Annotated in this window: 20 protein-coding genes; 5 read left to right on the top strand and 15 right to left on the bottom strand. The window is 64.7% G+C overall.

Annotated features, from left to right (window positions below; all coding sequences use genetic code 11):
- Positions 1-80: 80 nt before the first annotated feature.
- Positions 81-1,493 (bottom strand): GAF domain-containing protein, encoded by a 1,413-nt coding sequence (locus tag BDD21_RS11450; protein ID WP_120797286.1) that lies wholly within the window; start codon positions 1,491-1,493, stop codon positions 81-83.
- A complete protein-coding gene (locus BDD21_RS11445; protein WP_147431061.1) occupies positions 1,490-2,014 on the bottom strand; it encodes a hypothetical protein in 525 nt (174 codons plus the stop codon). The genes BDD21_RS11450 and BDD21_RS11445 overlap by 4 nt, the downstream gene beginning before the upstream one ends.
- Positions 2,015-2,250: 236 nt before the next feature.
- Between BDD21_RS11445 and BDD21_RS11440 the strand changes: the two genes are divergently transcribed.
- The 3 genes from BDD21_RS11440 (at position 2,251) to BDD21_RS11430 (ending at position 4,439) form a co-directional block, all read left to right on the top strand.
- On the top strand, positions 2,251-2,835 hold the full coding sequence (locus tag BDD21_RS11440) for a hypothetical protein (RefSeq protein WP_120797284.1): 585 nt from the start codon (positions 2,251-2,253) through the stop codon (positions 2,833-2,835).
- 220 nt (positions 2,836-3,055) lie between these two features.
- Positions 3,056-3,331 carry a MoaD/ThiS family protein gene (locus tag BDD21_RS11435; RefSeq protein WP_120799873.1) on the top strand — a complete coding sequence of 92 codons (276 nt, stop codon included), beginning with the start codon at positions 3,056-3,058 and terminating at the stop codon, positions 3,329-3,331.
- 1 nt (position 3,332) lies between these two features.
- On the top strand, positions 3,333-4,439 hold the full coding sequence (locus BDD21_RS11430) for a WD40/YVTN/BNR-like repeat-containing protein (RefSeq protein ID WP_120797283.1): 1,107 nt from the start codon (positions 3,333-3,335) through the stop codon (positions 4,437-4,439).
- 194 nt (positions 4,440-4,633) lie between these two features.
- Here the strand turns inward: BDD21_RS11430 and BDD21_RS11425 are convergent, their stop codons facing one another.
- The 3 genes from BDD21_RS11425 to BDD21_RS11415 all read right to left on the bottom strand — a co-directional run bounded on the left by BDD21_RS11425 (position 4,634) and on the right by BDD21_RS11415 (position 8,494).
- Entirely contained in the window at positions 4,634-5,896 is a 1,263-nt protein-coding gene (locus tag BDD21_RS11425) for an ISAzo13 family transposase (RefSeq protein WP_120799872.1), read from the bottom strand.
- A 205-nt stretch (positions 5,897-6,101) separates the two neighbouring features.
- Complete coding sequence (locus BDD21_RS11420) at positions 6,102-6,785, bottom strand: SOS response-associated peptidase (protein ID WP_120797282.1); 684 nt, start codon at positions 6,783-6,785, stop codon at positions 6,102-6,104.
- Between the two features lie 221 nt (positions 6,786-7,006).
- Positions 7,007-8,494: a hypothetical protein gene (locus BDD21_RS11415; protein WP_120797281.1), complete on the bottom strand. Its 1,488-nt coding sequence runs from the start codon at positions 8,492-8,494 to the stop codon at positions 7,007-7,009.
- A gap of 281 nt (positions 8,495-8,775) precedes the next feature.
- Here BDD21_RS11415 and BDD21_RS11410 point away from each other — a divergent pair, with 281 nt between their 5' ends.
- Positions 8,776-10,140, top strand: a complete 1,365-nt coding sequence (locus BDD21_RS11410; protein ID WP_120797280.1) for an NAD-dependent succinate-semialdehyde dehydrogenase — start codon at positions 8,776-8,778, stop codon at positions 10,138-10,140.
- Positions 10,141-10,403: 263 nt separating this feature from the next.
- On the opposite strand, the gene BDD21_RS11405 is transcribed toward BDD21_RS11410, so the two are convergent.
- From BDD21_RS11405 to BDD21_RS11385, 5 genes are all read right to left on the bottom strand, one after another.
- Positions 10,404-10,868, bottom strand: coding sequence for a periplasmic heavy metal sensor (locus BDD21_RS11405; RefSeq protein ID WP_120797279.1), 465 nt, complete (start codon positions 10,866-10,868; stop codon positions 10,404-10,406).
- Positions 10,869-10,946: 78 nt separating this feature from the next.
- Positions 10,947-12,356, bottom strand: coding sequence for a TonB-dependent receptor plug domain-containing protein (locus BDD21_RS11400; protein ID WP_245969538.1), 1,410 nt, complete (start codon positions 12,354-12,356; stop codon positions 10,947-10,949).
- 103 nt (positions 12,357-12,459) lie between these two features.
- Entirely contained in the window at positions 12,460-13,215 is a 756-nt protein-coding gene (gene istB, locus BDD21_RS11395; RefSeq protein ID WP_120795810.1) for an IS21-like element helper ATPase IstB, read from the bottom strand.
- A gap of 57 nt (positions 13,216-13,272) precedes the next feature.
- Positions 13,273-14,814: an IS21 family transposase gene (gene istA, locus BDD21_RS11390; protein ID WP_120795811.1), complete on the bottom strand. Its 1,542-nt coding sequence runs from the start codon at positions 14,812-14,814 to the stop codon at positions 13,273-13,275.
- A 100-nt stretch (positions 14,815-14,914) separates the two neighbouring features.
- Positions 14,915-15,781, bottom strand: a complete 867-nt coding sequence (locus BDD21_RS11385) for a TonB-dependent receptor plug domain-containing protein (protein ID WP_245969536.1) — start codon at positions 15,779-15,781, stop codon at positions 14,915-14,917.
- A 995-nt stretch (positions 15,782-16,776) separates the two neighbouring features.
- Here BDD21_RS11385 and BDD21_RS11380 point away from each other — a divergent pair.
- The gene (locus BDD21_RS11380; RefSeq protein ID WP_120797276.1) at positions 16,777-18,288 is read left to right on the top strand and encodes a multiheme c-type cytochrome; all 1,512 of its coding nucleotides are present in this window, start codon (positions 16,777-16,779) and stop codon (positions 18,286-18,288) included.
- Positions 18,289-18,601: 313 nt separating this feature from the next.
- Here the strand turns inward: BDD21_RS11380 and BDD21_RS29035 are convergent, their stop codons facing one another.
- The 5 genes from BDD21_RS29035 to BDD21_RS11360 all read right to left on the bottom strand — a co-directional run bounded on the left by BDD21_RS29035 (position 18,602) and on the right by BDD21_RS11360 (position 21,542).
- The gene (locus tag BDD21_RS29035; RefSeq protein ID WP_281269154.1) at positions 18,602-18,730 is read right to left on the bottom strand and encodes a hypothetical protein; all 129 of its coding nucleotides are present in this window, start codon (positions 18,728-18,730) and stop codon (positions 18,602-18,604) included.
- Positions 18,731-18,871: 141 nt separating this feature from the next.
- Positions 18,872-19,060 carry a type II toxin-antitoxin system HicA family toxin gene (locus tag BDD21_RS11375; RefSeq protein WP_120797275.1) on the bottom strand — a complete coding sequence of 63 codons (189 nt, stop codon included), beginning with the start codon at positions 19,058-19,060 and terminating at the stop codon, positions 18,872-18,874.
- Positions 19,057-19,269 (bottom strand): type II toxin-antitoxin system HicB family antitoxin, encoded by a 213-nt coding sequence (locus BDD21_RS11370; protein WP_120797274.1) that lies wholly within the window; start codon positions 19,267-19,269, stop codon positions 19,057-19,059. The genes BDD21_RS11375 and BDD21_RS11370 overlap by 4 nt, the downstream gene beginning before the upstream one ends.
- A gap of 53 nt (positions 19,270-19,322) precedes the next feature.
- Positions 19,323-19,502 (bottom strand): DUF2442 domain-containing protein, encoded by a 180-nt coding sequence (locus BDD21_RS11365; RefSeq protein ID WP_211335034.1) that lies wholly within the window; start codon positions 19,500-19,502, stop codon positions 19,323-19,325.
- A 216-nt stretch (positions 19,503-19,718) separates the two neighbouring features.
- Positions 19,719-21,542, bottom strand: coding sequence for a PTS fructose-like transporter subunit IIB (locus tag BDD21_RS11360; RefSeq protein ID WP_120797272.1), 1,824 nt, complete (start codon positions 21,540-21,542; stop codon positions 19,719-19,721).
- Between the last annotated feature and the right edge of the window lie 7 nt (positions 21,543-21,549).

The raw sequence follows: 21,549 nt of genomic DNA, 5'->3' as shown, positions 1-21,549 counted from the left end.
AACCGCGCTGACTCCAGCGCTCGTCAAGTCTGCCGGGGCCGATCCCATCCAAAAACATCGCATACCGCGCTGGGCGCGGTTTAAGCGGACACGTCGACGAGCTGCAACGGCCGGCTCACGACCAAGCGAAAACGCCCTCGGCCGGTCTTCTCGATGGCCAGCAATGGACAGCGCTCGGCGAGCCTTCGCTGCAGCAGGATCAGGCGCGCGTCCAGGTTGTCGGTGACCTCGGGCAGGCGCAGCGACGTATCCAGGCGCAACTCGCGGTTGGTGAAATCCGCCCGCCCGGACGCGGTGTGCTCGCGCAGCAGCTTCCAGCAGATCGCCCCGGCGACGCCTTTGATCAGGTATTCGTTGTCGACGAACAGACTGTGGTCGTGGGGGAAGTGCCGGATCTGGATCGGCCCGCCCGGCGTCCCGCCCGTGGTCCCTGCAGCGGACGCAGCTATCGATTGAGTACCCGGCGGGGTTGCGGGCGCACGGGGCATGATCGACGCCGAGACGGACACGGGTGGCTCGCAGGCCTGGTCCACGGCCCGCGCGAGCCCATCGATGGAAAGGGCCAGATGGGACGCCAGGACCACGAAGGCGTCCTCGTCATGATAGGTAAAGCGTTCCTCGACGGGGCTCTCGACATACAGTACGCCGAGCAGCCGATCGCCGCTGAGCAAAGGCACGGCCAACTGGCTGCCGGCATCCGCGAGACCGGGGAACGGGATCTCGGTCTCCAGCACACCGCCGTCGGCGCTGTCGGCGAAGTGTCGGCGGGTCGCCTGGCTGTAGCGGTATTCCTGGACCACGTAGCCGATGCGAATCGGGGTTCGGGCCCCGGCGGCGACGCCGACGATGCCCTCGCCGACGCGCACCTCGGAGCCGACGCCCGACTCCGGGTAGCCGCGGCTGGCGACGGTATAGAGACGCCGCTGATCCGGGTCGAGCATCAGCAACATGGCATGGTGGACATCCCAGTGCTGCGCGAGGCCCGCCAGCGTGACCTCGAGCAATTGGGCCAAGTCGGTACAGCGGGCCAGGGAGGCGACACAGGCCCGCAGTCCGGCCAGCAGATCTGCCGGCGGGGACGGCTGCAGGAGCGCATCGCCGGGCATGGCATCGACGCGCAGCACCCGAAACAGGTCCGCACCGAGCAGGCGGAACACCTTGCTCATACCGGTGTGGGAGGCGATGGCGGCGAGCCGCGCCTTCATGTATTCGAACAGCGGCCCTTCGGTCTCGGTGCGCAGATACTCGAGGTGCAGGTGGTAGATGGCGGCACTCAAGGGGTCGATCACCTCCACCGTCGCCCGGCGCCCATGCAGCAGGTTCTCGCGGGTCTTATTGAAGAACTGGTAGGACAGGGCGACGTGCCGGTCGTCGACGAAATGAACCTGCGACAGCTTGGCGACATTGGGCGTGCCGTCCGCGGCACAGGTGGCAATGGTCGCCGGCACGGCGCCTTCGAAGCAGGCCCGCAGTGCGCTCAGCGGCACTGTCATGACTGCGGCTCCAGGCGCCTGCCGGCTCGCGGCCCGGGAGTTTGGTCGAAGAGCAGGGTCGGGGAGAAGGCCACAGCCACCGCGTCCTCGTTACTCGGCGCCACCAGGGCATGGGAAAAGACCGCCGAATATCCCAGGGCGATGAGTTCGGCGGCGAAGGCACTGCCGCTCGCGCGCATGCGCTGCCGATCGGTCGGTCCGAGCGGTTCGAGACGCGCCGCCGGGGCCTTGAGCTGGAGGGTCTCGTGGGTCTTGGGGCGACTGAACACCACCGCGATCGGTGCGCCGGCGGTCACATCACGCAACAAGGCTTCGGCCGTCCGCGTCGGCACGAGCACGGCGACCTCCAGGCGATCCGCGGTGACCCGGCAACCAAAGGCGCGGGCGAGGGACGGCACCCCGGCTGCATCGCGTGACGCCAGACAGATCGAAACCGGGCCGAGCAGGAACTCGACCCGGGCCTGATCGAGCAGCGGGCAGTCGGACGACGACGGAGCAGTCACCATCTGGGACATCGACATGGGCCGGTCACCAAACGCGGCGGGTATTCCGGGATTCTACAAGCTTGGCGATGACTTGCCAGCGCCTGCCTCGCAGCCCGTCTCCGGGCCATCTCCCGAACCCCGGATCCGCGAGCATCCGCGGGTTAAGGAACTTTTAGCAATCCGTTAGCGAAGACTTAGCAACGCGCCGCGGGCCTGGGGACTAGCCTCTCATTGTCCCTATTCCCCGCCATTCACCGCTGGAGATAATCACGATGAACGCTCGCAGCATCGCCCTGCCCATCCTCGCCCTGATTGCCCACGCAGTCACCGCCGACCCGCGGGGCGTCAACGCCGAGCCATTCGCCGATTCGACGGCTTCGCTCATCGAGCCCGCTGCGAGTCCGTTTACCGACTCGGGCATGTCGGACCTGAACGACCCGGCTTCGCTCATCGAACGCGGCCGCTACCTGGTCAAAGTAAGCGGCTGCAACGACTGCCATACCGAAGGTTACATGCAAGGCAACGGCGAGATCCCGACCGAGCAGTGGCTCACCGGCAGCGCGGTCGGCTTCCAAGGCCCCTGGGGCACGACCTACCCGACCAATCTGCGGCTCCTGCTCAATGAGCTGACCGAGGCCGACTGGCTGGTGCGGGCGCGGGAGCCGAAGCGTCCGCCGATGCCTTGGTTCAACCTGAGCGCGATGACGGACGCGGACCTGGTCGCGATACATCGGTTCGTGCGATCTCTGGGGCCAGCCGGCGAGCCGGTACCCGTCGCGGCGGCCCCCGGCGAGGTGGTGGCCACACCCTACTTCGACTTCGTCCCGAAGGCCCACTCCCTGGTCGTTACACGGTAAGTCCAACCTGCAGGGCACCCATAGCCAAGAAACCCTGACCGATGAGCCATCCTCGGCTGGACCCGCGGCCTCGGGCCGCCCTGCGGGGCAAGTGAACGCTTGCACGGTCTCTGAAGCGCGGGTGCTGGAGGAACGCGTCTGCGACATCGCGATCCGCTCGGCTATGACCTATGCTCGAAGCTCCAAGGCATCCATTCGCGATGCGTCCGGCGGAGGGGCCATGACCACCACGACCCTGAGCTTTACCCCCAATTTGTCGCGCCACCTGGAGTGTTCGCCGATCTGCGTCGAGGGGAGCAACCTGCGAGACGCACTGGAGCATTGCTTTCGCACGCGTCCCGACATGCGCGGTTTTGTCCTGGACGACCAGGGTGCGGTACGCCGACATGTCGCCATTTTCATCAACGAGACACTGATCCGGGATCGTCGTGGCTTGTCGGACCCGATCCAGGACGGCGACACGATCTTCGTCGCTCAAGCCCTATCCGGAGGTTGAGATGAGCGAACGTCTGCTGGTCGGAACCCATAAGGGCCTGTTTCGGATCGAGCGGAGCGATCGAGGGCGCTGGAGTATCGCGCGAAGCTGGTTCCTCGGCGACCCGGTATCCATGTTGCTCGTGGAGCCCGGCGGGCGTCGTCTGCATGCCGCGCTCGACCTGGGGCACTTCGGGGTCAAGCTTCAGCGCTCCGAGGATGCGGGCGAGACCTGGACGCTGGCTCCGGTGCCCGTGTTCCCGCCCAAACCCGAGGGACTGGAGGACAAGGATCCGATGCGCGGGGTTGAAGTCCCGTGGAGTACCCTGTTGATCTGGGCCTTGGAGTGCGGGGCGCCGGGCGAGCTCTGGTGCGGCGTGATTCCCGGGGCCTTATTCCACTCGCGCGACGAAGGCGACACCTGGGAGATCGCCCGCACGCTCTGGGAGGATCCGCGTCGCAGCCAATGGACGGGCGGAGGGTACGACTTCGCCGGGATTCACTCGATCCTGGTGGATCCGCGCGACCCGCGTCATGTCACCGTCGGCGTCTCGGTCGGAGGCGTCTGGACCACCCGAGATGCGGGCGCGACTTGGTCGCTGATCGGGTCGGGTTTGCGCAACGCCTATCTGCCGGCAGCGCTGGCCGACGATCCCATCACCCAGGATGCGCACCTCATCGTCCAGTGTCCGGCGCACCCCGAGCGGCTCTGGATGCAGCACCACAACGGCATCTTCCGCAGCGACGACGCCGGGGCGGCTTGGACGGAGATCACCGAGGTCGCGCCTTCCAGCTTCGGTTTCGCCGTGGCCGTCCATCCGCGTGACCCCGACACGGCCTGGTTCGTACCCGCCACCAAGGACGAGCAGCGGTTTCCGGTCGACGCGCGTCTGGTGGTCACACGCACGCGCGACGCCGGTGCGAGCTTCGAGGTCCTGAGCCGGGGGCTGCCGGACGAGCCGGCCTACGACCTGGTCTACCGCCACGCCTTGGCCTGCGCCGAGGACGGCGAGCGACTCGCGTTCGGCAGCACGACAGGCTCGCTCTGGGTCAGCGAAGACCAGGGCGACTCCTGGCAGAGCGTCAGCCATCATCTGCCGCCGGTACTCTGCGTGCGGTTCGAGCATTAAGGTGATTTCCGGGAATCGTCATCCTGACAGCGAGTGCCTGGAAGGCATCGAGTCCCTGATGCCGTCAGACGTAAGCAAAGCGTCGCAGAATTTTTCGTTGTCGTTGTCGTTGTCGTTGTCGTTGTCGTTGTCGTGTTCGTCCGGAATCCGATGACGACAACGAGTAGTAACCGTTCAAAAACAAGTTAAACATCTTAACAAGCGAACCCATTCGGATCGACGAGGTAGTTCCATTGTCCGTTCACGCAGTCATGGCGAATGAACCGATCCTTGACGTCGCGGAACGTGTCGGAGCACGTGCGCCCGATCTCGTAAGTTGCATCGAGGATCCGCGCGGTCACGCTCAGACCGGTCTGGGTGCGTGTCTGTTCGACGGTGCGCAGTGCCGTCTCCGGGCTGTCGAGCATGACCCCGCGCCAGGCGCGCTCGACCTGGCTGAACAGGCGGTGCTCGATGGGGTTCCACTTGGAGGTATAGGGCGGATAGTGGGCGATGCGCAGACGCACGCCCAAGCGCCGGGCCAGGTCGATCAGGTCCTCCTTGAAGCGCAGCGAGCGCGCGGCATTGGCCCCGCCGCAGTCCAACAGCAACAGCAGTTCGGTCGCGTTGGGATACATCGCCCGGAACAGCACCGTCCAGGCCAAGGCGATGGCGTCGCAGACGAAGGCGCTGGTCTCGCGCGAGGTGCCGAGCGTGATGAAGCCGACGTTGGCGCGCACGTCGTAGACGCCATGCGGCACCAGCACGCCGTCGGCGAGGTGGCGAAAGTCGTGATCGAAGACCGTTTGCGGTGCGGTGCTGTAGGACTGTCCCGGCCGATGCAGGGTGCCGAGCAACTCCTTCTTCTTGGTGTCGATACTGAACACGGGAATACCGCGCCGACGCGCCAGACGGCGCAGCGCGGCGATGTGGCGGAACTGCTCGTCGCGCGCCTTCGGGTCGACCACGCCGGTGATCAACTCCTTGCGCAGGGCGCGGCGACGAAAGCCGGCCCGATCCAGCAACGCGGCGGCCGTATTGCGACTGATCTCGAACCCGTGCTCGAGCAGGCGATGGGCCAACTGCAGCGGTTTGAGATCGGTCCAGCGCACCCGCTCGTCGGTCGGACTGCCGGCGCTGTGGGCATCGAGCACCTCGTGCAGCGTCGACTCCAGTTGCGGTTTGCGTTCGGTGATCGGCGGACGGCCGCCGCCGGGGCGGCGCACCCGCTTGGCATCGCCGCTCGGGCGCCGCGGGTGGTTCGGGTCGCCTTCGCGCAACTGCTCCAACTCGCGAATCCCGGTGTAGAGCGTGCGTCGACTCATGCCCAGCACGCGCGCCACATAGGTGATGCCGCCGAAACCGATCTTCAGCGCCTCGATCGCCGCGTAGCGGCGGCGATGGTCCTCGTCCAGAGTGCGCGAGAACATCCGCATCGTCTCCTCGTGCGCTGCGCCGTAACCCGGAAATGCGTTCATGGTGCGATCGCTCCCGTTCGGATCATCGCCAGCGATGCTCGCAGCAGGTCGATTGTTTTTCAAGTGGGTGACGCTCTTCGTATACAAATGGCCCGAGATGAAATGCGTTACTTGTTAGTGAATCGTTCCGTAGAGCGTTCGACCCCTTTTTCTGGTTGCGGCGCTTCCGGTAGATCCTTTTCCGGAAATCACCTAAGCGGGCGGGTCATGCTCCGGCGTCCGACACCTTCGCGATGAGTTCCTGACCCTCGTTGCGGACATTTCCCACCGCTCGGGTGACCGGGTGCATCGCAAGTTGCTCCTCTGGAGAGGGCACCAGCAGCCCCGAGAGCCGAGCCGGACTGGCCGTGCGATCGAGCCAGAGGTCCACAACCTCGGGCGCCAGGATCACCGGCATCCGGTCGTGCAGCGGTTGGAGTCGGGAACTGGCCTCGGTCGTTACGATGGTGAAGCTGTCGATCACCTCTGCGTCGTCGGGGCGGGTCCAGCGCTCCCAGAGGCCGGCGAAGGCAAGGACGGTACCGTCCGCTGCATGGATGAAATAGGGCTGCTTGCCGTCCGGGCGTTTTGCCCATTCGTAGAAGCCGTCGGCGGGAACGATGCAGCGCCGCGTCCGGTAAGCCGCCCGAAAGGCCGGCTTCTCGGCCAAGGTCTCGGCGCGGGCATTGATCAATCGGGCGGCCATTGTTTCGTCCTTCGCCCAACTCGGGAGCAGGCCCCAACGCAGGGTGTGGAGGACGCGCTCCCCGCTCGGGCGCTGCCGAATGACCGGCAGCCATTGCATCGGGGCTGCGTTGTAGCGCGGCGCGAGATCCGCGCTTTCGAGGATGGCACCGAAGAGGTCAGCGATGGCGTCGGCCGGGGTGAACTGCGCGTAGCGTCCGCACATGGACGGGGCCTCCTCCGATCGGGTATCGGGTATCGGGTTTTCGGACGACCGCGCTGCCGACCGGTCGTTCGAGATATTCGGTCGACTGCCCTTCTCCCGACGACAGTCTCCGAAGAGGATTCGGCGGCCGGAGCAGGTCGGCGTTCTCGGGTGATGTCCGGCCAAGGCACAACCACGGTGTAGGGGCGACTTTAGTCGCCCATACCTGTCCGAGAGGCGCGTCAGGACCGAAGCAACTCCCGTGCACGCACAACGGCAGCGTTGTACGGCGTCCCCGGTCCATTCAGATCATAGACGCTGACCGCGAGATACCGGGCTTGCCAGGGCGCCTCGAGATGGCGGGCGTTCTCGAGCATCGCTTCGATGAGCTTGTAGTCGTGATACCCGAGGTTGCGGTCCACGGTGTAATGCCGCGCGAGATCGCGGAAGGCGGCCTGCTCCCCCGTGCCTTGGAAATAGGCCAGCGCCTCGCGTGCGGCAACGTCTCGGTCAACGCCGATGGCGGCAAAGATCTCCCCGAGCTGCTGATCCGGCTCGGCCGCGGAGTCCGCGGGCTCCAATCCGTCGATCGTCAAGGCGCGCATCCCGCGGCCGAGTTGATCGCGAAACAGGGGCATGAAGGCGGCCGCCTGTAGCATCAGCATCCTGCGCGTGTGGTCGTCCCCGCTGCGGCGGTAGCCTTGGTGCAAGGCTTCGGCGGTCGTATTGGCGTGGATCGCGACGATGCCCGGTCGCCGCAGGAGCAGCTCGCCGGCGGCGAGGATGATCACCGTCCAGAGGGTCTGCGGGTCGACGCCCTGCCGAAACGCCGCGGCGGTCGCCCGCGACGTGTCCGTGGCGGAACCCTCTCGAAAGATCGCGAGCAGATCCGGGATCGCCGCCGGCGTTGGCGTTCCCGTCTGCCAGTCCGACGGGAGATCCTCGGCCAGCGCGAGATTCTCCCGCCAAGGCCGATCGGCGGCCAAATCGTTCTGCGCGGGGTTGGGCTCGTCGGCGTGGTTCTGCAGGGCGTAGGTCAAGGATCGCAAGAGGGGCTCGGCACCCGACCAACCCGGGGTTTGCAGCAACCGATGGCAGTTGGTCGCCGTGATCGCCTTGTGTCCGATGCTGCGAAAATCGCGTGCGGAATAGCGAAACAGCAGATCGAACAGACGTTCCTTCGGAACCGCTCGGTACAGTCCGATGACGGCCCGGTCCGCCGCCTCGGGATCCCAGCGCTCCATCGCCGCGACGAATGCGTCCTCGGCCTGCCCCGGCGCCGGCACGCGATCCATGTCGACCATTTCCATTCGCCAGCCGTTTTGACGCACTTCGGTCGCTTGGCTGGCCTTGAGCACGTCGGCCGCCCACAGCAGGGACGGCCAACGATCCTCGTCGCGACCCTGCGTGACGGTGCGCTGAACGGCATGCAGCATCATGAAGGCGTGGTACTTGAATCCCACCACCGGATAGGGTGAGACGGCGCGGGCTGCCGCCTCGGCGATGGCACCGAGCAGCGCCTGATCTTCGAGCCCGGCATGGATGTGCTTCACCAGGTGTTCGGGCAACCGCTCGCGATCGGAGTCCAGGAGCAGCGCGACCAGCTCATCATGCCGAAGACCGGCGCTCGGTCCGGCGCTGGCGGTCGTCTCAATGGCCCGGGCAACGCGACCGGACGTCAAGGTTGTCGCCAAGGTGCCGATCAGGAATGTCCGTCGATTGGTCGTCATATAGGATCACCTCGCGTCTGAGGGTGCTGACGACGGATGTCGTCTCGGGCCTCGTCGCGCCGATTTGGATCGCCGATGGGCTCCGATCACGCCGTCGGGCGTGACGCTCGACGGCAAGACGGGCCATCCGGTCGCGCCTTGGTCGGGCGGGGCATGGCGAGGCGTTCTCTGTGTCATCCATATCCGACAACGGTCGGCGGATTTGGATCGTTGCCGTTGCGGTTCAAACCGAAAAGGGTCCATTCTCGGGCCGAACCGACCGGAACGGAGGAGACGCCCCGATGCCATTGCAATCCATCAACCCCTACACCGGCGAGCCCCTGGAGAAGATCGAGACGATCGACGAGACCGCGCTGGAGGCCGCCCTCGATGCGGCGGCGCGGGCCGCATCGGCTTGGGGCGCCCAAACCGTCGCCGAACGCGCGCGCCTCCTGCACCAGGTCGCCGAGCTGCTCCGGGCCAGAACACGGGAGTTGGCACGTTGCATGACGTTGGAGATGGGCAAGTTGATCGGCGAGGCCGAGGCCGAAATCGGCAAATGCGCGCTGGTCTGCGACTACTATGCCGAGAACGCCGAACGACTGCTTGCCGATGTGCCGATCGCCTCGGATGCATCGCGCAGCATGGTCATCCATCAGCCGCTGGGGCCGTTGCTTGCCGTGATGCCGTGGAACTTCCCCTTCTGGCAGGTGTTTCGCTGCGCCGCACCCGCACTCGCGGCGGGTAATCCGGTCCTGCTCAAACATGCCTCGAATGTCCCGCGCTGCGCCCTGAAGATCGAACGACTGTTCGAGGACGCGGGCGCCCCGGACGGTGTCTTCAGCACGCTGCTGATCGACGCCCATCGCGCGGAGGCTGTCGTCGCCGACCCGCGCGTGCGCGGCGTGAGCCTCACGGGCAGCGACGCGGCGGGCCGACGCGTCGCGTCCATCGCCGGCGAGCACCTGAAGCGGACGGTGCTCGAGCTCGGCGGCTCCGACGCCTTCGTCGTGCTGGAAGACGCCGACCTCGACGAGGCCGTCGCAACCGCCGTGCGCTCGCGTTTCACAAATGCCGGCCAGAGCTGCATCGCGGCCAAGCGGTTCATCGTCGTGGATGCGATCGCGGAGACGTTCGTCGCACGCCTACGCACCGCAATCGAGGCACTGGTACCGGGCGATCCCCTCGACCCGAAGACGACCTTGGCACCGCTTGCGCGTAAGGATCTTCGCCACTCCCTCCATGAGCAGGTGCTTGCGAGCCTCGACGCCGGGGCACGCCTGGTCCTCGGCGGACAGCCTTTGGATTGCCCCGGCTGGTTCTACGCGGCGACCTTGCTCGACGCCGTCGGCCCCGGCATGCCGGCCTACGACGACGAGCTGTTCGGTCCCGTAGCGGCCGTCCTGCGCGCGGCCGACGAGGGCGAGGCGCTCGAGATCGCCAACGACACCCGATTCGGGCTCGGCGGCAGCGTCTGGACCCGCGACAGCGATCGCGGCGAACGCTTTGCACGCCGGATGGCATGCGGATGCACCTTCGTCAACGGATTGGTGAAAAGCGACCCCCGCCTGCCCTTCGGCGGGATCAAGGAGTCGGGCTACGGACGCGAGCTCGGCGCGCTCGGCATCCTCGAGTTCGTCAACGCCAAGACCTTGTGGATTCGCTAAACCGCGTCTCACCGAGATCCAGGAAGTCTCCGACGCTGAACACAAAACAAAAATGACGCATGTCGCTCTGGACGCGGTTTAGAAGCCGCAGGCAGAAACCACGACGCCCGTCTGCGCTTAGAGCCGAAAATATAGGATAACAAGATCGGACCTCGAGGTCGTGACCCCGAGGTCCGGGCTCTAGGGCGGCTGGCGGCGCGCAGCGGTGATGCTCGGCCGCCGCCCACCCGAGATGCGATGCCCGAAGCGTCGTCCTCAGGGCATCATTGTGCCTCGGCACTCGCCGTCATCACCGCGTGGAACTGCTCGGGCTTGAGGATGGCGCGGAACCGATTCAGGGCCTCGATACGAATGTCGGTGGCCTCGCGCTTCAGTTGCACTAACTCGTCGAGCTGCTCCGCGACTGCGGCGCTGTCTTTTCCTTGTTCGAGCACGGCACGCCGAATCGCTCGCTCGAGCGACCAAGCCGCTTGCACGCGCTCATGCAGCTGGGGCGGATAGACGTCCATCACTTCGCGGCGCAGGCTCTCCATCTGCTCGGGACTGACCCCGAAGCGCTGCGGGTTCTCACGGATCAGCCGCATCGGGTGTGGCAGCGTCACCAGCTCACTGACAAGGAAGCCCGGACGCTTGGATGCGGGACCGGGACTGGCCGTAGGCTCGGCCTGAGTCGTGCCGATGGTCAGGAGCAGCGGGAGTGCGAGCAGGGGTGTCGAACGAATACGCATGGTGCGAGATGCCTCCAATCGAGATGTTGCGGGGAAGGATCGACGGCGCGGGTTGGCCGCCGTGTTTTGGACTGGCGCTCAATACCGGTAGCGGACGCCGAGATAACCAAAGGGGCCAGGGTTGGAGCCGATGCCGGTGTCGACGGCTTCGTTGAGCAGGTTGTCGATGCCCGCATACAGCTCAAGTCCTGCGACGGCGGTGGGCTGGTAGCTTGCCTTGAGGTTGACGAGCGTGTAGCCGGCGGCGGTCTCAATGCCGTCGGTGCTGGAATACCGCTGCTCGCCGGTGTAGGTGGTGATGAGCTGCAGCAGCCACTCGCGGCCGGGGCTGAAATAGAGCGTCAGATTGGCGAGTGTTTCCGGCGTCCGCAGCAATGGTTCATCGGTGTCTAGGTTCTCGGTCGAGAAGCGCGTGGCCGAAGCGCGCACGCGCAAGGTGTCAGTCAATTGCACGGAGCCTTCGGCCTCGATGCCTTGGATGCGCGTCTCGCCGACGTTGCGGAAGGTGTTGTAGCTTTGCAGTCCTTGCCCCTCACGGACCATCTGGATGCGGTCTTCGACCTGGGTGTGGAAGAGCGAGACTTGGTAGCCCAGGATCGCGGTGTCGCCGGCAAGGCCGAACTCGATCGTCTCGCTTTTCTCTGGATCGAGATTCTGCGCGCTGGTCTTACCGAATTCGGGCGCGATGACCTCGGAACCGAGCATTGGGAAGCCTTGCGGATTGACCTGATTCACAACGAGGTCACGATCCTGCGGCGCCTTGAAGCCCTGCGCGTAGTTGGCGCGCAGGCGCGCAAGCGGGGCGAGGCGGTAGACACCGCCCGCCTGGAGCGAGAGGTTCGAGCCGCCCACCGAGTCATCGTCGTAGCGGCCACCGTAGACCAGATTCAGCTTTGGCAAAATTTGCCATTGATGCTGCAGGAAGGCCGAGCTGAAGCTGCGGTCGGCAAAGAAGGCTGTTGAGTCGATATCGTTGTCTCGGTGCTCCAGGCCGGCCGTGACAGTTTGCCCGTCGCTTGGCCGCCAAACGGCGAGGAGATCGTTGACCCATTGCGTCTTACGGGTCTTATTGATCGAACTGACCGACTCACTTCGAGTCGCGTAGCCGAGGTCCGCGTAGGGTATGGCGAAGATCTGACGATCCTTGTCATAGTAGCTATAGTGCAGGCGATAGCTGAATTCGAGGCGCGCGCTCGGCGACCAGTCCAGAGTGGTAGCGGCATCGATGCGATAGTTGTCGTTCTCCTGTTGCGCCGGCACGTTGGCGACCATGACGGGCCTGCCTTGCTGCTGGAAGTTGCTCTGATAACGACTGTTGATGAAGTCGTCCTTGCGCGTTTCCTGCATGTAGTTGAGGGTCAGGCCGAGTGCGATCGCGTCGTTGACCTGCCAATCCAGCGTGCCGTCGAGAGTGTCGATGCGTGCCTGATCGCGGTAGTCGACATTGGCCTGGTAGCTGTCGGTGCGTATTCCGGCGAAAGTGGCCACCCGGTCCGAAGGAAAGTGGCCACTGGTTCTGATTCAATCCAGCCAGTCAGTCCGAAGGAAAGCGGCCGGTCCGAAGCGGCCCCGCGACACGGGATGGGTGTAGTTACGCGAGGGCGGGATCGTCTGTCAACCCGGTGGAGTGTTTGCGCATCGAGTCTCCGGTCAAATTGATCTTGTAGGCGCAGTGCACGAGGCGATCGAGGATGGCGTCGGCGAGGGTCGGATCGCCGAGGTAGTCATGCCAAAGGGCGACCGGGAGTTGGCTGGTGACCAGGGTGGCGCGCGTCTTGAAGCGGTCGTCGAGGATTTCGAGCAGATCGCGCCGCTGCTCGTCGTTCAAAGGGGCCAATCCCCAGTCATCCAGGACCAGCAGCTCAGTGCGCGCCAGTTCGGCGAGCAGCTTGGTGTAGCGGCCCTCGGCGCGGGCCATCGCCAGATCCTGCAGCAGCCGGGGCAGGCGCAGATAGCGCACGGTGAAGCCGTCGCGGCAGGCCTTGTGGGCCAGTGCGCACGCGATCCACGTTTTTCCGACGCCGGTCGGCCCGGTGAGGATGACGTTGAGGTGCTCGCCGATCCACTGACCGGTCGCCAGGCGGCTCATCAGGGCTTTGTCCAGGCCGCGGTGCGTGCGGTAGTCGAGATCTTCGATGGCGGCCGGCTCACGCAGCTTGGCCTGTTTCAGCCGGGTCTTGAGGCGTCGATTCTCGCGCGTGCTCAGCTCGCGATCGAGCAGCAGGCCGAGGCGCTCCTCGAAGCTCAGGGTTTGAATCTCCGGCATCTCGAGTTGTTCCTGCAGAGCCTTGAGCATGCCGTCGAGGCGCAGTTGCGCGAGGGTCTCCAGGGTGGGGTGAAGCAACATGGCGCTGGTCTCCGTAACGGGTGAGGACCCCGTCGTTCGACGGGGTCATGGTGACGGTTAGTGGTAGTAGTCGGCGCCGCGCAGATTGGCGTGATCCAGCGGCAAACTCTGCTGATCGGGGGTCGGCAAGGGCCGCTGATCAAGCCCTTTCTCCAGGATCGTGGCGAGGCTTTTGTAGCTGACGGTGCCGAGGGTGAGCGCGCGTGCACAGGCCGCCTCCAGGCGGGCCTCGCTGTAGGCCGTGCTCAGGCGCAGCACCCCGAAACAGGCATTGAAGGCCTGTTGTGGATGGCGCCGCGCGCCGAGCAGTTGCGTGGTGACGGCAGCGGTGGCCGGGCCGATGGTGTGCGCCCAGCGCTGCAGGCGTTCCGGGGTCCACTCCAGGGCGCGTTGATGGCGCTCCGGCATGTGGTCGGTCACCGTGGTATAGCCGCCCCGACGGGCGCTGCGGACATGGCTGGCGACCCGCTGGCCTTGGTGCATGACCTCCACTGTGGTGGTGGTCATGCGCACGTCGACCTGGCGCTTGACCAGGGCGTGCGGGACCGAATAGTGGTGCCCGTCGACCTCGATGTGAATGTTCGGCGCCACCCGTGCCTTGCGCCATTCGGCGTACTCGTAGGGAGTTGCCGGCAGCGCGCGCAGGGCCGGGCGATCGATCGCCTCGAATTGGCTCAGGCGCGAGCCGTCGAGCTTTTTGAAGGGACGGGTATTGAGCGCCTGCAGGTGGGTGGCAATGACCCCGTTGAGCTCGGCAAGGGAGAAGAACTCCTGATGGCGCAGGCGCGCCAGGATCCAACGTTCGACCAACAGCACGCCGCCCTCGGCCTTGGCCTTATCCCGAGGTTTGCGCACCCGTGCCGGGATCACCGCCAGCCCGTAATGGGCGGCGAAATCCTGGTAGGTCGGATTCAGATCCGGCTCGTAACGGTGGGCCTTGCTGACGGCGCTTTTCAGATTGTCGGGAACGATGATGTCCGGGCAACCGCCGAGAAAGTTCAGCGCGCGCACCTGCGCGCCGATCCAGTCGGGGAGCGTCTGCGTCCAGGTCGCCTCGGCATAGGTGTAGTTGGAGGCCCCGAGCACCGCCACGAAGATCTGCGCGGTGCGGATCTCCCCGCTGTCGGGGTCGATCACCGCCGCCGTCTGCCCGGCGTAGTCGACGAAGAGCTTCTCCCCGGCCCGATGGGTTTGGCGCATGACCACATCCACCCGACCCTTCCAGACGCTGTAGCGGGCGCAGAATTGGCTGTAGGAATAGCCCTCGGGATGGCGCTCGCGGTACTCCTGCCAGAGCAGGAACAGCGTGACGCCTTTGCGCCGCAGCTCCCGGTGAACGACATCGAAGTCGGGCTCGACCAGCCCGCGCTCGGCGGGGCGCCCGCCCGGCTTGAACAGCCGCCGCTCCAACTCGCCCGCACTCAGACCCTCGGGCAACGGCCAGGACAGCCCTGCCGCCTCGGCCCGATCCAAGTACTCCGACACCGTTGTTCGCCCGATACCGAGCGCACGGGCGATCTCCCGCACCGACCGCCCGGAACCCCATTTCAACCGCAACACCTCTTCGACTTTTCGCATGGATAACCTCTGTCTTGGCATCTGAGCACCTCCTGAAAAGAGGAGGCACCCTACGCAGGGTTATCCCGTGTGGCGAGACCCCGGCCGGGGTGGCCGGATCAACCGGAATCGGTGGCCGGATTCAGCCGGAATCGGTGGCCGGTTTGAACCAGAATGGGTGGCCGCTTTCAATCAGAATGGGTGGCCGGATTGGGCCGGAATACGCACTGTCGGGCAACGAGCGCCGGATCTCCGGATCCGAAGACCTGGACGGTGGCGTGAGAACGCCGGCCCGCGGAACCCCCACGACCGCGATCTCCTGCTCGCTATAGGGCTGACTTTGGATATGGCTGGCAGAGAGACTGTAGCCAAAGATCCCATCACCACCGCGCAGATTGCCGGCGATCATGCCGCGCTCGGCCCGGCCCCGGTCGTTGGCGCCGTACTGAACGTCCAAATCGACCTCGAAGCCGTCGACGGGCTGCTTGGTGATGATGTTGACGACGCCGCCGAGCGCATCCGAGCCATAAAGCAGACTGGCCGGGCCACGGATGATCTCGATGCGCTCGATCATCGCCGCCGAGAGGCGATTGAGCTCGAAGGCGTTACTGGACTCGCTGGTGATGCGGCGGCCGTCGAGCAAGAAGAGGGTATCTTCCTGCCCGAGCCCGCGGATTTGCAGGGTGCGGCCGTCTGGGCTGACGTAGAGGTTCGGTGCGATATCGAGGATGTCACGCAGGGTGGTGGCCTGCGCGGCCTCGACCTCGGCCTCGTCGATCAGTTGGATCGGGGCCGGGGAATTCATGATGTTCTCTCGGGTGCGCGTGGCGGTGGTGACATAAATCGGCTGCAGCTCGACCACAGTGCGGATGTCAGCTCCCATCGCATTGGGAACACTGGCATCTGCCTGGTCGGCACGCGCGGCGCTGATGCAGGTGCTCATCACTGCCAACAGGGTCAGCGTTGGTGACAAGCAATGGTGGTTGGGTGGCCGTTTGGCTGGATTCATAGTCAGGTTTCTCAGTCAAGCTTGCATAACGACGACGATTGAGCCGAGCCCGCCGTGGCTGCCGATGCACTGAGGTCACCTGGTCGCTGGACGAATTCAGCGAGAGGGGTTCGGGACGCTGCGCAACACGGTTTGTCGCTGACATTCGAGCGGAGCTCATCGGCGTTTGGCCAGCCGGAATCACAGCAATCACAACGATAATGATAATACGAACGATTCGTGTTTGCAAATTTGCGCTGTTGCGCCGGACACGAAGTGGCCGTGTCGCGTAGTCACACGTCGCTTCCGGCGGGCACGGCAAGCTCTCGATTCTAAAGTTCGGTTCGGGTGATCAGCGGGCGCTCGGGCACGCTCACGCTCACGCTCACGCTCACGCCCGGGCCCAGGATGTGCTCGCCGGTTCGGCACACGCCGAAATGGTCGTCGGAGCATTATTCGTAACTTCGGCCATCGCGGCACTTGGTGCAGAGCGCCTCGCGCATGCGTGACACCGCAAAGCGGTGTCACGCGTTCTTGGGTGTCACGCGTTCTTGAGGGTTCTTGGTCAGGGTGAACACGCCCTCGAAGGCGAACGCATAGACCACGACGCCCATATGCGCTCCGAGCCGAGAATGCGGGATGAGAAGACCTGACGCTGCGCGCTCTCAACTCCTTGTTTACTCGTCAATTCGTCAGCGCTTTTCACTCCCGTTCGGTCATCGCGGCAGCATGGGTTATATCAATGAAATGTCACTCGTATGCGATGCGCACATATTAGGAGTTGCCTATATCATGATATTCCCATGTGCAAGTGAGAAACGTCAGCGCCTTGTCATCCCGCGCGTCAGTTTTCACCCCAACACTTGACCAAGGCCACTTTAACGCTTCGCATGACGCGTAATAGTCTTCACTATCGTGAGGTCAACGCCTACTCGGCGCGGAACCCCAAAACCTGGTCCGTTGGCAAAACGCCAGTGGCGCACGCGGGTCGACAACAAGAGAACAGGAGGAGTGCGATGAGAAGTTCCATGCTGTGGCTGGTACTGGCCCATGTGGTGGGTTGGTCCGGGCTGGCCCAGGCCCTTACCGGTGATGTCGAGGTCGGTGAGGCATTGGCGAACCAGCACTGCGTGGCCTGTCATGGCCCCGGTGGGGTGGGGCTCGGACCGATCCCATCACTCGCCGGGATGCAGGCGGAGAGCTTCCAGGAGACCATGAAGCTACTGCGTTCGGGGAAACGCGAGAGCACCACCATGGGTCAACTGAGCGCGGAGATGACGGATCAGCAATTTGCCGATCTCGCCGCCTACTTCAGCGGACTCGAGCCGGTCACCGACCCGCTTGAGGTACAACGTCTGCATCATGTCTCCGCCGCAGCCTGTCAATGGTGTCACGAGGACATCTATCGGCAATGGGCCGGTTCGATGCACGCGAAGAGCACGGCATTGCGCGATCCGATCCACGAGATGATGTATCGCCAAGAAGTGGGTGATCCGCGCGAGGAGGGTCAACTGCATCAGCGCTCGCAACGCTACCCGGTTTGTCTGCAATGCCATGCGCCGAACGCAGCGAAGGACGGATCCACCAAGCTCGATGCCATGGCCGCCTACTCCGAAGGCGTGAACTGCGTCGCCTGCCATCAGATCTCGGGCTACAAGGGGGTGCGCGGCGAAGGCGGTGCACTGCGCCTGGGGCTGCCGGCTTACGAGACATCCAGCGTCCTTCAGGGACCGACGGGGTATCCGTTCGACAAGGTCAGAGCCTTCGAGGGGTCGGACGACGCAGGCAACCCCCATTTCGACAAGCTCGACGCCTTCGGCCAGCGCGTCTCGGCAACCCTGCCGTTGCAGGGCAACCCAAGCATGTTGCGCGGAAACGACCTCTGTCTGGGCTGCCATCACTTGCGGCCCAATCCGCAAGGTGTGCCGCTGTGCGCCACCGGCGACGAGTTCGAGGCGAGCGGCGCTCAGGTCACCTGTCAGTCTTGTCACATGCCGATCGCCGACGGGGTCGCGCACCACGGGATGGCTGGCGGCCATGATGTCGCCCAGCTCGCGCGCGCGGTGCAACTCATCGTCGATCTTGAGCCGATCGAAAACGGCGTGCGCGCAAACGTCGTGATGCAGAATCAACTGCCACACAAGATGCCCACCGGCGCACCCTTCCGGAATGTCCAGGTCAAGGTGACCGCGCTCGACGAGAACGGCAAGGTCCTCTGGGAGAACTATACCGATGACCCCCAGAAAGAGGCGCCCGACGCCTACCTCTTCTATCAACTCGCCGATGACGAGGGCAAACCGGCGATGCCGCCGGTTGCAACTCAGGTTGGGGTCGATTCACGTCTCGGGCCGCACGAACGGCGCGTGCTGACCTATGAGATTCCGGTCAAGCCCGCCGTGGTTCGCGCCGAGATGTTTTATAACCTCGTCTTCAAGGGGATGAAGCCAAACGTCATGAAATATACCGACGACGAGACCTTGCTGGAGCCGAAGCGCATGGCCTTCTTCGAGGCGCGTGTCACGCCCTGAGTTTATCGCCTGAACCCATTGCACGGCTTAAAGAACGCCTGGAGAGACGGCCCGATCCGGGTCCTCCCAGGCGCGATCGGGCAGGACCAGCGGATCGGTCAATCCGGAAACAGAAATGCGCTCGATCGCTTTTCCATCCACTGCCACATCAGCGCGGGAATCTGAGCAAAAAAAGGCCCGGGAGGACCGGGCCGAAATGTCTCCCTAAGGAGGAAACGAGGAGGACTCAGGGGGCCGAGTCAGCCGTGCAGCGTTCGCGCGGGGCGTTTGCCGGACAGGGACCGACTCGGCGTTGTTGGGGCGTCGATGCTGCTCACTTGGCCGTCACGCCTGCGACGAGCGTGGGCTTGAGGATCAGCAAGGCAACCGTCGTCAGAATCGTTCCGACGGCGAAGGTGTAGGCGGCCTTGTTGACCGGGCCGCCCATGTCCACGGCCATCATGCCGCTGAGGATGAGGCCGGGGGATACCAGGGACAGACCACGGCATTAAGTGCCCACACCGGGCTGGGGTCGAGTCAAGGAATAAAAGGGGACATCACCGGTAACTCAGTCACAAGGTCGGCTTGAGGCACATGTTAGGGCCTATTTGATTGGCTTTACGCCAAGGTCTTTGCAGATTTTGACCGCAAGAATGTCCTTGATCTCGCTGTGCCGTGGTATGGATGAGCGCTTGTTCTGAGCGGGATTGACCCACCAAGAATGACTCCCGCCTTCTCGGAGTAGCTCGCAGCCTTGCAAGCGCAAATATTTCAGAAAAGCGCTCCGCTTCATACCGCTATTTTTTCTTCTATGTAGTTCGAGCCCGCGGCAGAAATCGCATCATCACGGTTGAACTGCAAAGCTTCTTGAAGAGTGATACGAAGAGAGCTCAGCAGTTCTTCGTGCGTCCTTTCTTGGCAATTCACGCCGGGGACTTCTTCTATCCAGCCGACCCACCAATCATCATCTTGCTTCACGATGGCAGTGTAAACGGGGTTCATTTCTACCTCATTATGAAGCAAAAGGGAGAGAGATACTTCCCAAATGATCCGACCTAGACCGGGCAGCCTGGCGCCTTGGCGATGAGAGGAAAGCTCTCCGGCGTGCGGATCGACTCAACCAAGAGATCAACATCGCGTGCCGGCCAATAAAGATGGTTCTCGGTTGGTCGTTCAACGTCGGAAAGTTCTTCGATCGTCGCAGACGTGAGCCACGGGAAGTCCGAAGCCGGCACCACAAGCTTACTGCGAATCCAAGAACGGCGACACCGATACCGCAAAGCCAACGCATTCGACTCCCGCCCCCAAAAAAGGCCCGGGAGGACCGGGCCGAAATGTCTCCCTAAGGAGAAGACGAGGAGGACTCAGGGGGCCGAGTCAGCCGTGCAGCGTTCGCACGGGGCGTTCGGCGGACAGGGACCGACTCGGCGTTGTTGGGACGTCGATGCTGCTCACTTGGCCGTCACGCCTGCGACGAGCGTGGGCTTGGGTTCATTCAGCGAGGGCTTGAGGATCAGCAAGGCAACCGTCGTCAGAATCGTTCCGACGGCGATGGCGAACGCATACCAGGCCAGGTGGCTGACGGCGTTCGGGATGGCGAGGACGAAGACGCCGCCGTGGGGTGCGCGCAGCCCGACGCTGAAGTACATGGAGAGTGCCCCGGCGGCGGCGGAGCCGAGGACGGCGGCGGGGATGACGCGCAGCGGATCCTTGGCGGCGAAGGGGATAGCGCCTTCGGTAATGAAGGAGAGTCCAAGCACGCCGGCGGCCTTGCCTGCTTCGCGCTCGGCCTGGGTGAAGCGGTTGCGGCCGACGAGGGTGGCGATCGCGATCCCGAGCGGCGGGGTCATGCCGGCGGCCATCACGGCGGCCATGGGCATGAAGCTGTCGCTGGTCAGCAATCCGACCGCGAAGGTGTAGGCGGCCTTGTTGACCGGGCCGCCCATGTCCACGGCCATCATGCCGCCGAGGATGAGGCCGAGGATGACGGCGTTGGTGGTGCCCATGCCCTGCAGGAAGGCGGTCAGGCCGTCCATGATCAGCTTCACCGGGCCGCCGACGACATAGATCATCAGCAGGCCCACGGCCAACGTGGACAGCAGCGGGATCACCAGCACCGGCTTCAGCCCTTCGAAGTTCTTGGGCAGGTTGACGTGGTCGCGGATCACGAGCGCGATGTAGCCGGCCAGGAAGCCGGAGACGATGCCGCCGAGGAAGCCGGCCTCGAGGTTCATGGCGAGCATGCCGCCGACCAGTCCCGGGGTCAGGCCGGGCCGGTCGGCGATGGAGTAGGCGATGAAGCCGGAGAGGATCGGGATCATCAGCTTGAAGGCGGCACCGCCGCCGATCTCCATCAGGGCCGCGGCCAACGAGCCTTCGACCTTGAACGCCTCGATGCCGAAGACGAAGGAGAGCGCGATGCAGAGTCCGCCGGCAACCACGATGGGCAGCATGTAGGAAACGCCGGTCAGCAGGTGCTTGTAGACGCTTTCGAAGTGACGCTTGCCGGTGCCCGATCCGGCGCCCGATCCGGCTCCGGCGCTCGGCGCGGCAGCGACCGGTGCGGTCCCGCCGGCGACGGTCGCCTCGGCCTTGGCGCGATCGATCAGGGCCGCCGCGCCCTTCACCGCGGCGCCGACCGAGGTCGTGTAGACCGGCTTGCCGGCAAAGCGACCCGCGTCGACATGGGTATCGGCGGCGATGATGACCAGGTCCGCCGCGGCGATCTGCTCGGCGCTGAGCTGGTTCTTCGCACCCACCGAGCCCTGGGTCTCGACATCGATGCTGTCCCCGGCGGCGACTGCCGCCTTCTTCAGCGCGTCCGCGGCCATGAAGGTGTGGGCGATTCCCGTGGGGCAGGCGGTGATGGCGACGATGCGCCGACCGGCCTTGGCCGCCGGCGGGGCTTCAGCGGTTGGTGCCTTCGGCGGTGCCGTCGCCACTTTCGAGTCGGGACTCGGAGCCAGCCCCGGCACCAGCGCCAACAGCTCCTCGATGACGGCTCGGCTGTCGCGAATCGCACGGCCGGTGGAGACCGTCAGCGTCGGCTTGTCGCCGAAAGGCTCGAGCTCGACATGGATGTCCGCGGCGATCAGCAACGCATCGGCGGCAGCGATGGTCTCCTCAGAGAGCCGATTGGTGGTGCCTTCGGCGCCGTGGATCTCGACCTGGATCTCGTGACCCATGAGGGCCGCGGTCTTCTTGATGGCCTCCGCCGCCATCAGGCTGTGGGCGATGCCCGTCGGGCAGGATGTCACTGCAATGAGTCTGGCCATGGTGTGC

The sequence above is a fragment of the Thiocapsa rosea genome (assembly GCF_003634315.1).
GTDB classification, from domain to species: Bacteria; Pseudomonadota; Gammaproteobacteria; order Chromatiales; family Chromatiaceae; genus Thiocapsa; species Thiocapsa rosea.
The sequence above is the reverse complement of the archived record's forward strand: the minus strand, read 5'-3'. Positions and strand labels throughout refer to the sequence as shown.

What these genes read in the sequence shown, in the direction of transcription:
- BDD21_RS11450 (WP_120797286.1), bottom strand. Translation starts at nt 1,493, where the DNA reads ATGACAGTGCCGCTGAGCGCACTGCGGGCCTGCTTCGAAGGCGCCGTG.
- BDD21_RS11445 (WP_147431061.1), bottom strand. Translation starts at nt 2,014, where the DNA reads ATGTCGATGTCCCAGATGGTGACTGCTCCGTCGTCGTCCGACTGCCCG.
- BDD21_RS11440 (WP_120797284.1), top strand. Translation starts at nt 2,251, where the DNA reads ATGAACGCTCGCAGCATCGCCCTGCCCATCCTCGCCCTGATTGCCCAC.
- BDD21_RS11435 (WP_120799873.1), top strand. Translation starts at nt 3,056, where the DNA reads ATGACCACCACGACCCTGAGCTTTACCCCCAATTTGTCGCGCCACCTG.
- BDD21_RS11430 (WP_120797283.1), top strand. Translation starts at nt 3,333, where the DNA reads ATGAGCGAACGTCTGCTGGTCGGAACCCATAAGGGCCTGTTTCGGATC.
- BDD21_RS11425 (WP_120799872.1), bottom strand. Translation starts at nt 5,896, where the DNA reads ATGAACGCATTTCCGGGTTACGGCGCAGCGCACGAGGAGACGATGCGG.
- BDD21_RS11420 (WP_120797282.1), bottom strand. Translation starts at nt 6,785, where the DNA reads ATGTGCGGACGCTACGCGCAGTTCACCCCGGCCGACGCCATCGCTGAC.
- BDD21_RS11415 (WP_120797281.1), bottom strand. Translation starts at nt 8,494, where the DNA reads ATGACGACCAATCGACGGACATTCCTGATCGGCACCTTGGCGACAACC.
- BDD21_RS11410 (WP_120797280.1), top strand. Translation starts at nt 8,776, where the DNA reads ATGCCATTGCAATCCATCAACCCCTACACCGGCGAGCCCCTGGAGAAG.
- BDD21_RS11405 (WP_120797279.1), bottom strand. Translation starts at nt 10,868, where the DNA reads ATGCGTATTCGTTCGACACCCCTGCTCGCACTCCCGCTGCTCCTGACC.
- istB (WP_120795810.1), bottom strand. Translation starts at nt 13,215, where the DNA reads ATGTTGCTTCACCCCACCCTGGAGACCCTCGCGCAACTGCGCCTCGAC.
- istA (WP_120795811.1), bottom strand. Translation starts at nt 14,814, where the DNA reads ATGCCAAGACAGAGGTTATCCATGCGAAAAGTCGAAGAGGTGTTGCGG.
- BDD21_RS11385 (WP_245969536.1), bottom strand. Translation starts at nt 15,781, where the DNA reads ATGAATCCAGCCAAACGGCCACCCAACCACCATTGCTTGTCACCAACG.
- BDD21_RS11380 (WP_120797276.1), top strand. Translation starts at nt 16,777, where the DNA reads ATGAGAAGTTCCATGCTGTGGCTGGTACTGGCCCATGTGGTGGGTTGG.
- BDD21_RS29035 (WP_281269154.1), bottom strand. Translation starts at nt 18,730, where the DNA reads ATGATGGCCGTGGACATGGGCGGCCCGGTCAACAAGGCCGCCTACACC.
- BDD21_RS11375 (WP_120797275.1), bottom strand. Translation starts at nt 19,060, where the DNA reads ATGAAGCGGAGCGCTTTTCTGAAATATTTGCGCTTGCAAGGCTGCGAG.
- BDD21_RS11370 (WP_120797274.1), bottom strand. Translation starts at nt 19,269, where the DNA reads ATGAACCCCGTTTACACTGCCATCGTGAAGCAAGATGATGATTGGTGG.
- BDD21_RS11360 (WP_120797272.1), bottom strand. Translation starts at nt 21,542, where the DNA reads ATGGCCAGACTCATTGCAGTGACATCCTGCCCGACGGGCATCGCCCAC.